Annotated in this window: 13 protein-coding genes; all 13 read left to right on the top strand. The window is 63.0% G+C overall.

Annotated features, from left to right (window positions below; translation table 11 throughout):
* The first annotated feature begins 8 nt into the window (after positions 1-8).
* On the top strand, positions 9-1,382 hold the full coding sequence (locus tag ACOOGG_RS02655; RefSeq protein WP_420432005.1) for a class II 3-deoxy-7-phosphoheptulonate synthase: 1,374 nt from the start codon (positions 9-11) through the stop codon (positions 1,380-1,382).
* Positions 1,383-1,538: 156 nt separating this feature from the next.
* On the top strand, positions 1,539-3,323 hold the full coding sequence (locus tag ACOOGG_RS02650; RefSeq protein ID WP_420432003.1) for a nitrite/sulfite reductase: 1,785 nt from the start codon (positions 1,539-1,541) through the stop codon (positions 3,321-3,323).
* Entirely contained in the window at positions 3,311-3,985 is a 675-nt protein-coding gene (locus ACOOGG_RS02645) for a phosphoadenylyl-sulfate reductase (protein WP_420432001.1), read from the top strand. Before ACOOGG_RS02650 ends, ACOOGG_RS02645 begins: the two co-directional genes overlap by 13 nt.
* Positions 3,986-4,045: 60 nt before the next feature.
* On the top strand, positions 4,046-4,813 hold the full coding sequence (locus ACOOGG_RS02640; RefSeq protein WP_420431999.1) for an SDR family NAD(P)-dependent oxidoreductase: 768 nt from the start codon (positions 4,046-4,048) through the stop codon (positions 4,811-4,813).
* 14 nt (positions 4,814-4,827) lie between these two features.
* Positions 4,828-6,474, top strand: coding sequence for an AMP-binding protein (locus tag ACOOGG_RS02635; RefSeq protein ID WP_420431997.1), 1,647 nt, complete (start codon positions 4,828-4,830; stop codon positions 6,472-6,474).
* 60 nt (positions 6,475-6,534) lie between these two features.
* Positions 6,535-6,912, top strand: coding sequence for a VOC family protein (locus ACOOGG_RS02630; RefSeq protein ID WP_420431995.1), 378 nt, complete (start codon positions 6,535-6,537; stop codon positions 6,910-6,912).
* Entirely contained in the window at positions 6,912-7,343 is a 432-nt protein-coding gene (locus ACOOGG_RS02625; RefSeq protein ID WP_420431993.1) for an ArsI/CadI family heavy metal resistance metalloenzyme, read from the top strand. Before ACOOGG_RS02630 ends, ACOOGG_RS02625 begins: the two co-directional genes overlap by 1 nt.
* A gap of 84 nt (positions 7,344-7,427) precedes the next feature.
* Entirely contained in the window at positions 7,428-7,892 is a 465-nt protein-coding gene (locus tag ACOOGG_RS02620) for a hypothetical protein (protein ID WP_420431991.1), read from the top strand.
* Positions 7,893-8,110: 218 nt separating this feature from the next.
* Positions 8,111-8,236, top strand: a complete 126-nt coding sequence (locus tag ACOOGG_RS02615; protein ID WP_420431989.1) for a hypothetical protein — start codon at positions 8,111-8,113, stop codon at positions 8,234-8,236.
* Positions 8,237-8,286: 50 nt separating this feature from the next.
* On the top strand, positions 8,287-11,058 hold the full coding sequence (locus ACOOGG_RS02610) for an McrB family protein (protein WP_420431987.1): 2,772 nt from the start codon (positions 8,287-8,289) through the stop codon (positions 11,056-11,058).
* On the top strand, positions 11,055-12,305 hold the full coding sequence (locus tag ACOOGG_RS02605; protein ID WP_420431985.1) for an McrC family protein: 1,251 nt from the start codon (positions 11,055-11,057) through the stop codon (positions 12,303-12,305). Before ACOOGG_RS02610 ends, ACOOGG_RS02605 begins: the two co-directional genes overlap by 4 nt.
* A gap of 100 nt (positions 12,306-12,405) precedes the next feature.
* Entirely contained in the window at positions 12,406-12,651 is a 246-nt protein-coding gene (locus ACOOGG_RS02600) for a hypothetical protein (protein ID WP_420431983.1), read from the top strand.
* Positions 12,651-13,091: a type II toxin-antitoxin system VapC family toxin gene (locus ACOOGG_RS02595; RefSeq protein WP_420431981.1), complete on the top strand. Its 441-nt coding sequence runs from the start codon at positions 12,651-12,653 to the stop codon at positions 13,089-13,091. Before ACOOGG_RS02600 ends, ACOOGG_RS02595 begins: the two co-directional genes overlap by 1 nt.

The raw sequence follows: 13,091 nt of genomic DNA, 5'->3' as shown, positions 1-13,091 counted from the left end.
ATTTTGCTATGAGTTCGGCTCCAGTCGAAGCGGCCAGCGCGCCCCAGTCTGCTTGGCATCCCACGTCGTGGCGCGACCGGCCTGTGGACCAGCAGCCGCAGTGGCCCGATCCGGCCTCGCTCGATCAGGTCCGAAAGACCCTGGACCAATTGCCTCCTCTGGTGTTCGCCGGTGAGGCCCGCCAGCTTCAGAACCAGCTTGCCGAGGCCTGCGCCGGCCGGGCTTTCGTGCTCCAAGCCGGCGACTGCGCCGAGTCATTCGACGGAGTCACCGCCGACAACATCCGGGACAAGCTCAAGGTCATCCTGCAAATGGCGGTGGTGCTGGCCTTCTCGGCCGGGGTGCCCACAGTAAAGATCGGTCGAATCGCAGGCCAGTTCGCCAAGCCCCGATCCTCGTCCACCGAGGTGATCGACGAGGTGGAACTGCCCTCGTTCCGAGGGCATATGGTCAACGACATCGGCTTCTCCGAGAACTCTCGCACCGCCGACGCAGAGCGCTTGGTGCGGGCCTACCACCAGTCGGCATCCACCCTCAACCTGTTGCGGGCGTTCACCAAGGGGGGCTATGCCGACCTGCGGCAAGTACACATGTGGAATCAGGAGTTCATCGCAGCCAGCCCCGAGGGCAAGCGCTACGAACGGGTGGCCGACGGCATCGATGCCGCCCTGCGCTTCATGGGGGCGTGCGGAATCTCCACAGACGCTCCCGAGCTGCACCAGGTGGACTTCTACACCAGCCACGAAGCCCTTGTGCTCGACTACGAGCAGGCCCTCACCCGCCAAGACTCCATCACCGGCCAGTGGTACGACTGCTCGGCCCACATGCTGTGGATCGGCGAGCGCACCCGCCACCTCGACGGGGCCCATGTGGAGTTCATGCGGGGCATCAAGAACCCGCTGGGCTGCAAGCTGGGACCGACCGCGACCCCCGCTGAGGTGCTCGAGTTGTGCGAGCTCCTTAACCCCGACCGCATTGCCGGCCGCCTGACCCTCATCAGCCGCATGGGCGCCGAAAAGGTGTCCGATGCCCTGCCTCCGCTGCTGGCCGCGGTGCGAGACGCCGGACATCCGGTGGTATGGGAGTGCGACCCCATGCACGGCAACACCTACACCACCTCCGGGGGACGCAAGACCCGCCACTTCGAAGACGTGATGGCCGAGATCGACCGCTACTTCACCGCCCACGCCGAGGCCGGCACCTGGCCGGGCGGAATCCACGTGGAGATCACCAGCGATGACGTGACCGAATGCGTGGGCGGCGCCGAGGCCCTGAGCGACGAAGACCTGGAGCGGCGCTACGAGACCATGTGCGACCCCCGGCTGAACGGGGCCCAGAGCCTGGAACTGGCCTTCCGAGTCGCAGAGCGGCTCAGCATCTGAATCCCCTGATCCGCCTCTTTTCGGATTATTCGGACCAAAACACTCGGAATTTGATCTCAGGGCTCTATCCTGATAAACAAGTAATCGGATCAAAGTAGTCCGAATTTCGTCGCTGCCTGAACCCCGCTCTTTTCCCAACACCCCAAAGCAGGTCCGATGGTCACGGTTCAAATCGACAACACCGCGGTGGTAGACCCCGCCCAGCAGGCAGACATCGACAAGTTTGAGCAGATGCTTGTCCGCTACAAGGCCGGTGAGATCCCCGAAGACGTAATGCGGGTCTTCCGCCTGAACAACGGCATCTACGGTCAGCGCCAAGGCGGCACCAACCAAATGGTGCGCGTCAAGTTCCCCGCTGGCATCATCCATCCCGAGCACTTCGAGGCGCTCGCCCATATCTCCCGGACTTACTCGCGGGGCTGGGGGCACATCACCACTCGGCAGAACTTCCAATTCCATTTTGTGGAGCTCGACGACGTCCCCGACGTAATGCGGGTGCTGGCCTCGGTGGGGCTCACCACCCGGGAGGCCTGCGGCGACACCGTCCGCAATGTGCAGGGCTGCCATCTGGCCGGTGCCTGCCCCCACGAGGTGCTCGACATCACCGCTTGGGCCCGGGCCACAGCTCTTCACTTCCTTCGCCACCCCTACGCCCAGCGCCTGCCCCGCAAGTTCAAGATCAACTTCTCGGGCTGCGCCACCGACTGCGGGCAGGCCATGTTCAACGATGTAGGCGTGGTCGCCGCCACCCGAGAGGTTGAAGGCGGCGTCGAAGCCGGGTTCAGGGTGTACGTGGCCGGGGGCTTGGGGGCCAACCCCCATCCGGCGCTGGCACTGGAGGAGTTCACCTCCCGCGAGGATTTGCTGCCCACCATCGAGGCCTGCCTGCGGGTGTTCGACCACGACGGCTACCGGGACAACAAGCTGCGGGCCCGCATGAAGTGGCTGGTGGAGAAGCTGGGCTTCGAGGAGCTCCAACGCCGCATTCTCCGGGAGCGCAAGTTCCTTTTGGCCTCATCGAGCTGGCCCGGCGGGATTCCCGATCTGGTGAGGGTCCACGGCGACGCCCCCGCAGGCCGCCACGCCGAGGTGGAGGCCACGCCGGTGGGCCATGGCGTGCCGGTGGCTATCGGGGGCCGGTCGCCATACGAGCGGTGGGAACAGGCCAATGTGGTGCGAGGCGCGGCCAAAGGCACCGTCTCGGCCTATGGCTGGGCGCGGCTGGGCGACATCACCGCCGACCAGTTCGACGCCTTGGCCGCCATCCAGCGGGAATTGGGCGCCGAGTGCCGGGTGACCAATCGCCAGAACATTGTTTTTCGCGACCTGGCCGAAGGGCAGCTCCCCCGGCTGTTCGAGGCCTTGTCGGCCATCGGCATGGCCGAGCCCGGCGCCGAGCTGGTGCGCGACGTGGTGGCCTGCCCCGGCGCTGACACCTGCAACCTTGCAGTGACCCAGTCTCGAGGACTGGCCGATGCCATCGGCGACCGCTTGGAGGAGGAGGGGCTGGCCGAGGTGGGCGGGCTGCGCATCAATATCTCGGGCTGCACTAACTCGTGCGGACAGCATCACGCCTCCGACATCGGCTTCTTCGGCGCCGAGCGCCGAGCCCACGGCCGCTCCGCGCCGGGCTACCAGATGCTGCTGGGGGGCTACGTCGGCGATGCCCAGATCCACTTCGGAACCAAGGCCCTGCGCCTGCCCGCCCGCAACGCCCCCGATGCCGTTGTGCGGGTGGTGCGCCAGTTCACCGCCGAGCGCCAGGCCGGCGAGGAGTTCCGCCACTGGCTGGATCGCAAGGGCGGATCCCGAGAAGTGGGCAAGGGCCTCGCCGACCTCGACGAGTTCCCCAAGCCAGACATCGGCCCTGAGTTCTATGTGGACTACGACGAGACCGGCCCCTACGAGGCAGTGATCGGGGATTCAGAATGCGCAACCTGACCATACCGTCCTACTCCGATTCCGAGCTGGCCGCGCTCAACGAGGAGTTCGAGCGCCTGCCCGCGGAGAAGATCATCCAGTGGGGCGTGGACAACTTCTCCCCCCACTTGTCGCTGGCCGCCTCGATGACCGATGCGGTGATGATCGACCTGGCGGTGAAGGTGGATCCGGCCATCGAGGTGGTGTTCATCGACACCGGCTTCCACTTCCCCGAGACGCTGGAGACCGTCGAGCGGGTGCGCCGCCACTACGGACTGAACCTGAAGCTGATGACGGTGGCCCGCCACGACCCCGATCTGTGGAACATGGACCCGGAGAACTGCTGTTCAGCGGTCAAGGCCGGCCAGCTCGACCGGGCATTGGCCGGCAAGGCGGCGTGGATGAGCGGCCTGCGCCGGGTGGAGGCGGTGACCCGGGTGTCGGCCCCCATCGTGGTGCGCGACCTGCGGGGCCTGGTCAAGCTGAACCCCATCGCCACCTGGACCGACGAGCAGGTGGCCGACTATATGGCCGACCACCGGGTACCCTTCAACCCCCTGCTGGAGCGGGGCTACCCCTCCATCGGCTGCATGCCCTGCACCAAGCCGGTGGCCCCCGGCAACGACCCCCGCTCCGGCCGCTGGGCCGACTCCGACAAGACCGAGTGCGGCCTACACGACTAGTCCCGGCCAGGCTGTCGGGCGAGATCATCTTCTAGCCCGTCACCGCATAGGGTGGCTCCCATGTCTGTTTTGGAGATGTCGCCTGGTACTGGAGTAGTGGTTACGGGAGGGGGTTCGGGAATCGGTCGGGCCTGTGCCCGAGCGCTGGCCGAAGTGGGGCGACCGGTGTCGCTTTGGGACCTCAATTCCAAGGGAGCCGCGGAGGCAGCAGCTTCCATAGCGGCCGACTGCGGAGTGAAGACTCACTCGTTAGGCTTGGACGTGACCGACCGGGCCGCGGTGGACAACGCTGTGGTCGCCGCTCGAGAGGCGCTGGGCACCATCGGCGGGCTGGTCCACGCGGCGGGGATCGTCACCGCGATGGATATAGACCACCTCACCGAGGAGATCTGGGACTCTGTGCTGGGCGTGAACCTGCGAGCCGAGGTGTTCGTGGCGCAAGCCCTGCTGGGCGACCTCCGCAGCCACCAAAGCTCCGCCATCGTGGGGATCGGCTCCATCATGTCGGTGGTGGGCAACGCATCCATCCCGTCTTATACCGCCTCCAAGCACGGAGTTGTGGGCATCACCAAGTCGCTGGCCAACCACTTGGGGCCCGACGGCATCCGGGTCAACGCCGTGTGCCCCGGCTACATCGAGACGCCTATGACCGCCGCGATGATGGACGACGCCCCGAGCAAGGCCGCCTGTGTGGAAAAGGCCCCGCTGGGCCGGGTGGGCGTGCCCGAAGACATCGCCAAAGCGGCCCGCTTCCTCATGTCCGATGAAGCTGGCTTCGTCACCGGCACCACCCTCATCGTCGACGGCGGTGTCACCAGCCACGACTGAGGCGGCGTTCCGATATGGAGAAGGCAATGCTGTCATCGGCTTTGGGACCGTCTGATATCCCGCTGTTGGAGGAGACCATCTCGGCCAATCTGGCCCGAACGGTGGCTGCTCATGGCGACCAGGACGCGCTGGTCTCTGTCGAACAAGGGCTCCGCTACACCTACCGCGAGTTCGCTGGGGCAGTCGATCAGGTGGCTGCGGGGCTGATGGCGCTGGATGTGCAGGTGGGCGATCGGGTGGGCATCTGGAGTCCGAACTGCGCCGAGTGGGTGCTGGTGCAGTACGCCACTGCTCGGATCGGGGCGATTCTGGTTACGATCAATCCGGCGTATCGGGTTTCCGAGCTGGAGTATGTGCTGAACCAGCCGGAGATCAGCGTGTTGGTGGCCGCGGAGTCGTTCTCCCACAGCGACTACCGGGGCATGGTCGAAGATGTGTGGGACCGGGTGCCTGCTCGGCAGGTGGTGTATCTCCAGACTTCGGACTGGGATGATCTGCTGGCCGGAGGCGCATCGGTGTCGGCTGATCAGCTTGCCGAGCGCTCCGGGGGGCTACGCCCGGATGATCCGATCAACATCCAGTACACCAGCGGGACTACCGGGTTCCCCAAGGGGGCTGTGCTCAGCCACCGCAACATATTGAACAACGGCTTTTTCGTGGGCGAGGCCTGCGGCTACACCTCTGCCGACCGGGTGTGCATACCGGTGCCGTTTTACCACTGCTTCGGCATGGTGCTCGGCAACCTGGCCTGCACCACCCACGGGTCGGCCTTGGTGGTGCCCGCAGCCGGGTTCGACGCCGCAGCCACGCTGCGGGCTTGTGAGCAGGAGCGCTGCACCAGCTTGTACGGAGTCCCCACCATGTTCATAGCCGAGCTGGGCGAACCCGACCTCGACCACTACGACCTGTCGTCGCTGCGGACGGGGATTATGGCCGGCTCGCCGTGCCCGGTGGAGGTGATGAAGCAGGTGGTGGACCGGATGAACATGAGCGAGGTGACCATCGCCTACGGCATGACCGAGACCTCGCCGGTGTCCACCCAGACATCGGTCTACGACTCGCTGGACAAGAGGGTGTCCACCGTGGGCCGGGCCCACCCCCATGTGGAGGTCCGCATCGTCGATCCCGAGACCGGCGACTCCGTGCCCCGCGGCCAGGCCGGCGAGTTGATGACCCGGGGCTACTCGGTGATGCTGGGCTATTGGGACGACGAGGCCCGGACCGCCGAGGCCATCGACGACGAAGGCTGGATGCACACCGGGGATCTGGCGGTCATGGACGACGATGGCTATGTCAACATCGTCGGTCGGATCAAGGACATGATCATCCGCGGCGGCGAAAACGTCTATCCCCGAGAGATCGAGGAGTACCTCTACCGCCACCCCGATGTAGTGGAAGTACAGGTGATCGGCGTGCCCGACGCCCGATACGGAGAGGAGATAATGGCCTGGGTACAGCTGCGTGACGGCGCCTTACTGGATGCCGAAGACATCACGGAGTTTTGCCGAGGCCAGATCGCTCACTACAAGATCCCCCGCTACATCAAGTTCACCGACGAGTTCCCCATGACCATCACCGGCAAGATCCAGAAGTACCTAATGCGGGAGCAGTCGATCGAGGAACTCGGTTTGGGCGAGACGGCCCAAAAGCGGCACGCTTGACGGAAGAGACAAGCGGGGCAGCACAACATACCGTTAGAAGACTAAGATGTGGGCGAGGGCATGAAACCACTGGTCAGCTCGATCGTCCATGTACAGGTCGCCATTCCAGAGGGTGGCGAGGATAAGGCGAGAGCGTTCTATGGCGGGCTGCTGGGGCTGACTGAGATTCCCAAGCCGTCTGAGCTGGCCAAGCGGGGTGGGTGCTGGTTCGAGTTGCCCGAGGGGACTTGTGGGCAGTTGCACTTGGGGGTCGACCCGGATTTTCGCCCGGCCCGAAAGGCGCATGTGGCCTTTTTGACTGCCGATGGAGCCGAATTGGCTGAGAGAGCACGTTCCCAAGGTCATGAGGTTGTACAGGAACAGGCCGATGGGACCGAACAGGTGTACATCTGTGATTCGTTTGGAAACCGCTTAGAGTTCATGGGAAGGGAGGCCTGATGAGATTGCAGCTTGCGCTGAACGTGTCCGACCTGGAGAAGGCGGTGGAGTTCTACTCCCGCCTATTCGGGGTGGAGCCGGCCCGGCGACGGCCGGGCTACGCCAACTTCGCCATCGACCAGCCGCCGCTGAAGCTGGTGCTATTCGAGGCTGGCCACGGGACGACCGACGATGAAGGATGCTTCGACGGCGGCGGTGGCACCATCAACCACCTTGGAGTGGAGGTTGAGACCACCGACGAGGTGCTAGACGCCGAGCGCCGCCTAAGCGTTTCGGGGCTGGAAACCACCGGGGTGGACGACACCCAGTGCTGCTTCGCCGAGAAGACCGAGACCTGGATCACCGACCCCGACGGCACCGCCTGGGAATGGTACGTCCGAACCGGCGACAGCGAAGTCCTCGAAAACGTGGTGCTCGGTAGTCGGAGCTAGGTAGGGCCCCGCATGTAGGCCTTAGTGCTAGCTAACTGGCTGATACCTGCTTGATATCTGAAGTAGCTCAGATATCCTGGCTCCATGCAGGTAATCGAGCGCACCTTCTCCGAGTTCCTCCGACAACCTAAAGAGGTAGTGGCAGATCTCGCCCAGCACGACGTGGTGCTGCGCCGCCGCAACGCTCCTGATCTATACCTCAGCCTCGCTGCTAAAGACATCAGCCGAGCCAAGACCATCGAGTGTCTGGCTCGCCTTCTCTGCAAGATTTCCGCTGATTCCCCCGAGGCAATGGATGACGCCGTTGAGTCCGCCTTCCCCTGGGTCGAATTCCTCTCCAGCGATGGACGTCGCGAATTTGCCGAGGAGCTGACGCGGATCATTCTCGCCTCTGCCAGTGTTGAGAACTTTGAACAAGTCGACCTCACTATCGACTCTTGGCAAAATACAGCTGAGATCCTCAGCGATCCTGAGCTCACTGCCCTGCTCACCACCCCCATCACGGTGACTGACGGCCGTCGCGTCCTTCCTCCCCCGGCCGTCGATTGACGCCCCGTCGCCGGGACCGCGTCGCACCACCGCCGCGGAAGGGCGGGTGGGACTGCCGTTTCGCCAGCAATGACGCGGCCAAATCCTGGGAACGGCTCAGCGCCGCCGCCCCCAATAACACCAGAAAGGCGTGGGAACTCATCACCGCAGATCCTTGGCGATGGAATAGTCGCCAGAAGCCGCTAAAGGACGACTTGTCCACACACACAATCAATGGCGTGGCGTTACCCCAGTGGCAATACGAGGTCACCGGCGGTGGCCGCATCTGGTATTGCATCGACGACGACAAGAAAACCGTCTGGCTGACCGCCGTCCACGCCGGCCACCCCAAGGCCACCGAGTAGCAGTCACAGGTAGGGACAAGCTGTCGCACCTTGTAAGTAGAGTGCTCGGCGTGACTGAAACTGAGTTCCGCCGGCAGTGGTACGAGGCGCATGTGGCGCGATTCCTTGCGGATGAAGACCATTACCGAAAGGCCAAGGAACTGACCGACGGATTCTCGGCCAGCGCAGACGAAGCTCTCAGGCTGCTAACAGAACTTCGACGCACCAGCGACCTCGACATGTTCATGGAGGGGATGAAGAAATGGGCGGTGGCGCCGGGGACACTGACCTTCAACGGATTCAGCGGCCAGGGGATGTTGAACCAATTGGCCAAGCGAACCGAAGAGCCTCAAAGACTCGCTGGCCTGCTGGCCGAGTCGCTCACGGTTCCCGCTTCCGACCAAGAAGCCGTCGAAAAACTCGCATCAATGGTGGACTATGTGGAGACCATCAGGATTGGCGCCCATCCCGCACCCGGCCATCTGCCGTTCCTCCTGTCAAATTTCTGGGGGCTCGCTGACTGGGACCGCTGGCCGGTGATATGGGCTAGCGCTGCCCGCTTCATCGAGTTCTCTACCGGTGAGAGCCTCCCGGGTGATCCTCCCGAGCGGTACCTGGTGTTTGTCGAGAGGGTTCGGGAACTTACTTCTGACCATGTCGAGTTTGAGACGACCGCCGAATGGTGGCATAGCAAGCGCCCGGTGTTCCTTGACGAGGTCTTGTCGAATCGCGCCGCCTTCGGGCTCGACACAGAGGCTGCGACAGAAGAAGACCTGGAGATCAACGCCCGCGCCTTGGTAAGCATCGCCGACTATTGGGGAGAACAGCTTGCCGCCGACGTCAAAGAAGCTCTTGGCCACGCAATCAAAGTGAAGCTGCCGAAGGCCGCTAGCGCCAGGCCCGATCTATGGGTGGACTGGCGAATCAACGAAGCAGCTGAGAATGGACTCAGCATGAGGGTATGGGTAAACGACCAGGGTGCCGCCATTGGGCTGTGCCCAGGAACCAACTCCAAAAGGTGGATGGACACGGTTGCGCCGGTGCTTTCTTCGGCCAGATATGACGGCTGTCGAGTTCTGGGCGGTTCGAACTCTCAGATCGGAGAAGATGTCGGCCTTTTGGGAGTTCATGATGCTGAATTCGTCTACGGACGTTGGTTCGACCAGGGAGAGTTCGAAAACATCGACTTGGCGGCGACGATTGTCAAGACGGCTACACAACTGAAGCCCCTCTTCGACGAGCTCGTGGCACCTGCAACGGGAAGGAAGGCAACGCCAGGGGGCGGCGACGATCGCATCACCTCCCTGGTCGATCAATTCCTAGCCGAGTCCGGGTACCCGAGAGACTGGGATGAGAGTCATAGGGCGGATCAGCGTCGCTTCGCAGAGCTGCTGGCCCCTGACTCCATTCATCAGGCGGATCCCGCCGATATACGACATATTTGGAGTGGCGGAGGATACGGCGGCACAGGGCCAATGTCGAGGTTGAATGGGTCGTTTCGCGATGCCGACGCTGCCGAGCTAAATCGCATAATGGACTCCATCCACTATCTCTGCTGGGGAGACGACCCAGACTCAGAGCGCATCGACCGGCTGCTCACCTACGAGCAATACCGCGTCGCAGGACTCGGCGAGACGGTCATCATGAAGCTGCTGGCGCTCACGCATCCAGAGGAATATCTCTGCGTCTACCCCTACCACGGCCGCGGTGACAAGGGAAAGAAGGCGATGCTCTCCTTCCTTGGGCTTGAGGAACCAACTGGTTCGCGAGGCGAGATCCAAGTGGAAGCCAACAGGCTGCTACGCGAGTGCCTTCAGCCTTACTTCGGTAACGACCTTTGGGGGATGTCCCAGTTCTTCTATTCCTTTGCGTATCAGGATGATCGTGATGAGGCCAGCAACCCTGACCTTGGCACGTTGGCAGAGGAGCTGCTGGTTGAACGGAGCTTCTTAGAAGACGTCGTCAAGTTGCTGGAAGACAAGGGGCAGGTGATCTTCTACGGGCCGCCGGGGACGGGGAAGACCTACCTGGCTCGGGAGCTTGCCAGGGTACTGGCACCTGAACCGGGGCAGAGGGCGTTGGTTCAGTTCCACCCTTCAAGTTCTTATGAGGACTTCTTCGAGGGGTACCGACCCCAAGCTGACGGCGGCGACATGGTCTACGAGCTCACACCCGGGCCTTTGGCGGACATGGCACAGCGAGCCGCGGATGCCCCCGGCCAGCGGCATGTGATGGTCATCGACGAGATCAACCGGGCCAACTTGCCCAAGGTGTTCGGGGAACTGCTGTTTCTGCTGGAGTACCGCGACGAGAGCGTGCGCACCCTTTACCGCCCCGACGATGCATTTGAGCTTCCCCAAAACCTGTGGTTCATCGGCACCATGAACACCGCCGATCGCTCCATCGCCCTCGTCGACGCCGCATTGCGGCGCCGGTTCCACTTCATCCCGTTCTTCCCCAATCGTTGGCCGATGGAAGGGCTGCTTGAGCGTTGGCTGGCCGCAAACGATGAGCCAGACTGGATAGGCGAGCTCGTGGCCCAAGTCAACGACGAGCTCGACAGAGAGCTGGGCGGGCCTCACTTGCTTCTGGGACCAAGCCACTTCATGAAACAAGGCCTCGACGAGGAGGCGATACGTCGCATCTGGAAGTACAACATCGAGCCGTTCATCGAAGACCAGTTCTTCGGCGACCGGGAGCAGATCGAGCGCTTCCGCTTCGATCAGGTCCTCAAGCGCTATCTCGACCTTTCGGGACGAGGCGAGATGGCTGAGCAGGATGCTGCCCTCCCACGAGCCGCGGCCGATCCCGAGGACACCACGGAATCGAGCCCAGATCCGTGAGCGACTTCATCGAGCTGATCGAGTACGAGACAGCCGTCGTCGAACTCTCTCAGCCTCAGGCACAACGTCTCGCAACCAGGGGGAAAAGCGTCATAACGGTTCAGCCCGCCGGCCAAACCAACCACTATTCGATCACTGCCCACAACCTCGTGGGGACATTGGTTGTGGACGATCTCCGACTGCTGATCCGCCCGAAGATCCGCCCCGAGAACTTGTTTCTGCTGCTGGAGGTGGGACTCGACGAGCATGCATGGAGGCAGGAGGCCTTCGACTACGCCAAAAGGGCCGACCTCTTGCCGTCGGTTATTGCGTTCTATGCCCGGACTCTGGAGACCACCCTGGCCCGCGGCCTGCTCCGGTCATACCGACCCGAAGGAGACCGGCTTATCGCGCTGCGGGGCCGCATCGATACCGCAGCCCAGTTCCGCCAAGCAGGGGTCGCTTTGCCGGTGGCTTGCCGATTTGAAGAGCACACCCCGGACATAGCCGAGAACCGCTACCTGAAGGCGGCAACGCGCCTGGCGCTGCGTGTGCCCGGAGTCGACTCAGAGGACCGGCGACGGTTGCTCCAGCAAGTGGCATCCCTCGAAGATGTGGCCGACGGCTTCATGCCGGCTGACTACTTGGACCAAATAGCGATAACTCGTCTGAATGTCCACTACCAGCCAGCACTGCGACTAGCCCGGCTGCTGTTGGAGAATCTGACCCTGGCTGACCAGCGAGGGCAACACGCCGCCTCGTCTTTCGTCGTGGACATGAACCGCCTCTTCGAGAACTTCGTCACCCAGCGGCTGCGCCGTGCCTTGAAAGGGCACCTAGAAGTACGGGATCAGGTCAGCAATAACTACTTGGACACTCGCCAACAGGTGCCTATCCGCCCCGACTTGGTGTTCCGCAGGCAAGGCCACGAGGTCTATGTGGCCGACATCAAGTACAAGCTCACCGACGACGCCCGGGCCAGAACAAGTGACTACTACCAGCTCTTGGCCTACGCCACCGCGCTCGACCTGCCCGAGGGCGCGCTGGTCTATTGTCTCGCCGATGGCGGTCAGCCAGAACGGACCATCACTGTCCGCCACGTCGGCAAGCTGCTCCACACTTTGGCCATCGATCTCAGCGGTCCGCCTACCGAAGTGGCAGCAGAAATCGCCAAGGCTGCCACCTGGATCAAACAGCGAGTCCGCGAAATCAGCCCCTTGACTGCCCCTGTTCGAAAAGAGCCCGCACGCTCACCGGCCCTCGTGTGACCACTCTCCAAATTGGTACTTGCGGCGAGGCTGACGCCAGCTGCGACACACCACCAGGATATTGCTCACCCATATTTTGGAATATGGGTAGTATGGGCGTATGAAGACGACAATCGACATCCATGATGTGCTGCTGGAGCGGGCCAAGCGCCATGCCAAGGCCAGAGGTTGCACGCTGCGGGCAGTGGTGGAAGACGGGATTCGCCGGGTGCTGGATGAACCGGCACCGGCCGTTCCCTACGAGCTGGAGGATTGTAGCGTGGGCGATCCCGACGGGGAAGACCCGCTGAAGCACTACACATGGCCCGAACTGCGGGCGCTGATCTACGAGGGCAGAGGAGGCTGATGCTGGCCGTCGACTCCAACATCTTGGTATACGCGCATCGCCGCGAATCTGAGCCCTATCCCCTGGCGCGCCGAACACTTGAAGAATTGGCCCGAGGCGATCAGCCCTGGGCCATCCCTTGGCCATGCGGTCACGAATTCTTCAGCGTGGTGACGAACCGGAAGATCTGGAAGGAGGCTGCCTCCACTCCTGAAGATGCCTGGCACCAGTTGCGGGTCTGGGAGGCGTCGCCGATGTGTCGCATGATCGGCGAGACCGACGGGTTCATGGATGTCCTCGAAGAATTCGTCAACCGCCCCAAAGTCTCCGGTGCCATCGTCCACGACGCTCGGATCGCCGCTATCTGCATGGCCAACGGCGTCGAGGCCCTGCTCACCCGCGATCGCGACTTCTCCCTCTTCCCCCAACTGCCCACCCGGGACCCGCTGCTGACCCTTTAG

This window comes from Candidatus Poriferisocius sp. (genome assembly GCF_965214065.1).
Lineage (GTDB): Bacteria > Actinomycetota > Acidimicrobiia > Acidimicrobiales > Bin134 > Poriferisocius.
The sequence above is the reverse complement of the archived record's forward strand: the minus strand, read 5'-3'. Positions and strand labels throughout refer to the sequence as shown.

Coding starts and splice junctions, on each gene's coding strand:
- ACOOGG_RS02655 (WP_420432005.1), top strand. CDS start 9: ATGAGTTCGGCTCCAGTCGAAGCGGCCAGCGCGCCCCAGTCTGCTTGG.
- ACOOGG_RS02650 (WP_420432003.1), top strand. CDS start 1,539: ATGGTCACGGTTCAAATCGACAACACCGCGGTGGTAGACCCCGCCCAG.
- ACOOGG_RS02645 (WP_420432001.1), top strand. CDS start 3,311: ATGCGCAACCTGACCATACCGTCCTACTCCGATTCCGAGCTGGCCGCG.
- ACOOGG_RS02640 (WP_420431999.1), top strand. CDS start 4,046: ATGTCTGTTTTGGAGATGTCGCCTGGTACTGGAGTAGTGGTTACGGGA.
- ACOOGG_RS02635 (WP_420431997.1), top strand. CDS start 4,828: ATGGAGAAGGCAATGCTGTCATCGGCTTTGGGACCGTCTGATATCCCG.
- ACOOGG_RS02630 (WP_420431995.1), top strand. CDS start 6,535: ATGAAACCACTGGTCAGCTCGATCGTCCATGTACAGGTCGCCATTCCA.
- ACOOGG_RS02625 (WP_420431993.1), top strand. CDS start 6,912: ATGAGATTGCAGCTTGCGCTGAACGTGTCCGACCTGGAGAAGGCGGTG.
- ACOOGG_RS02620 (WP_420431991.1), top strand. CDS start 7,428: ATGCAGGTAATCGAGCGCACCTTCTCCGAGTTCCTCCGACAACCTAAA.
- ACOOGG_RS02600 (WP_420431983.1), top strand. CDS start 12,406: ATGAAGACGACAATCGACATCCATGATGTGCTGCTGGAGCGGGCCAAG.
- ACOOGG_RS02595 (WP_420431981.1), top strand. CDS start 12,651: ATGCTGGCCGTCGACTCCAACATCTTGGTATACGCGCATCGCCGCGAA.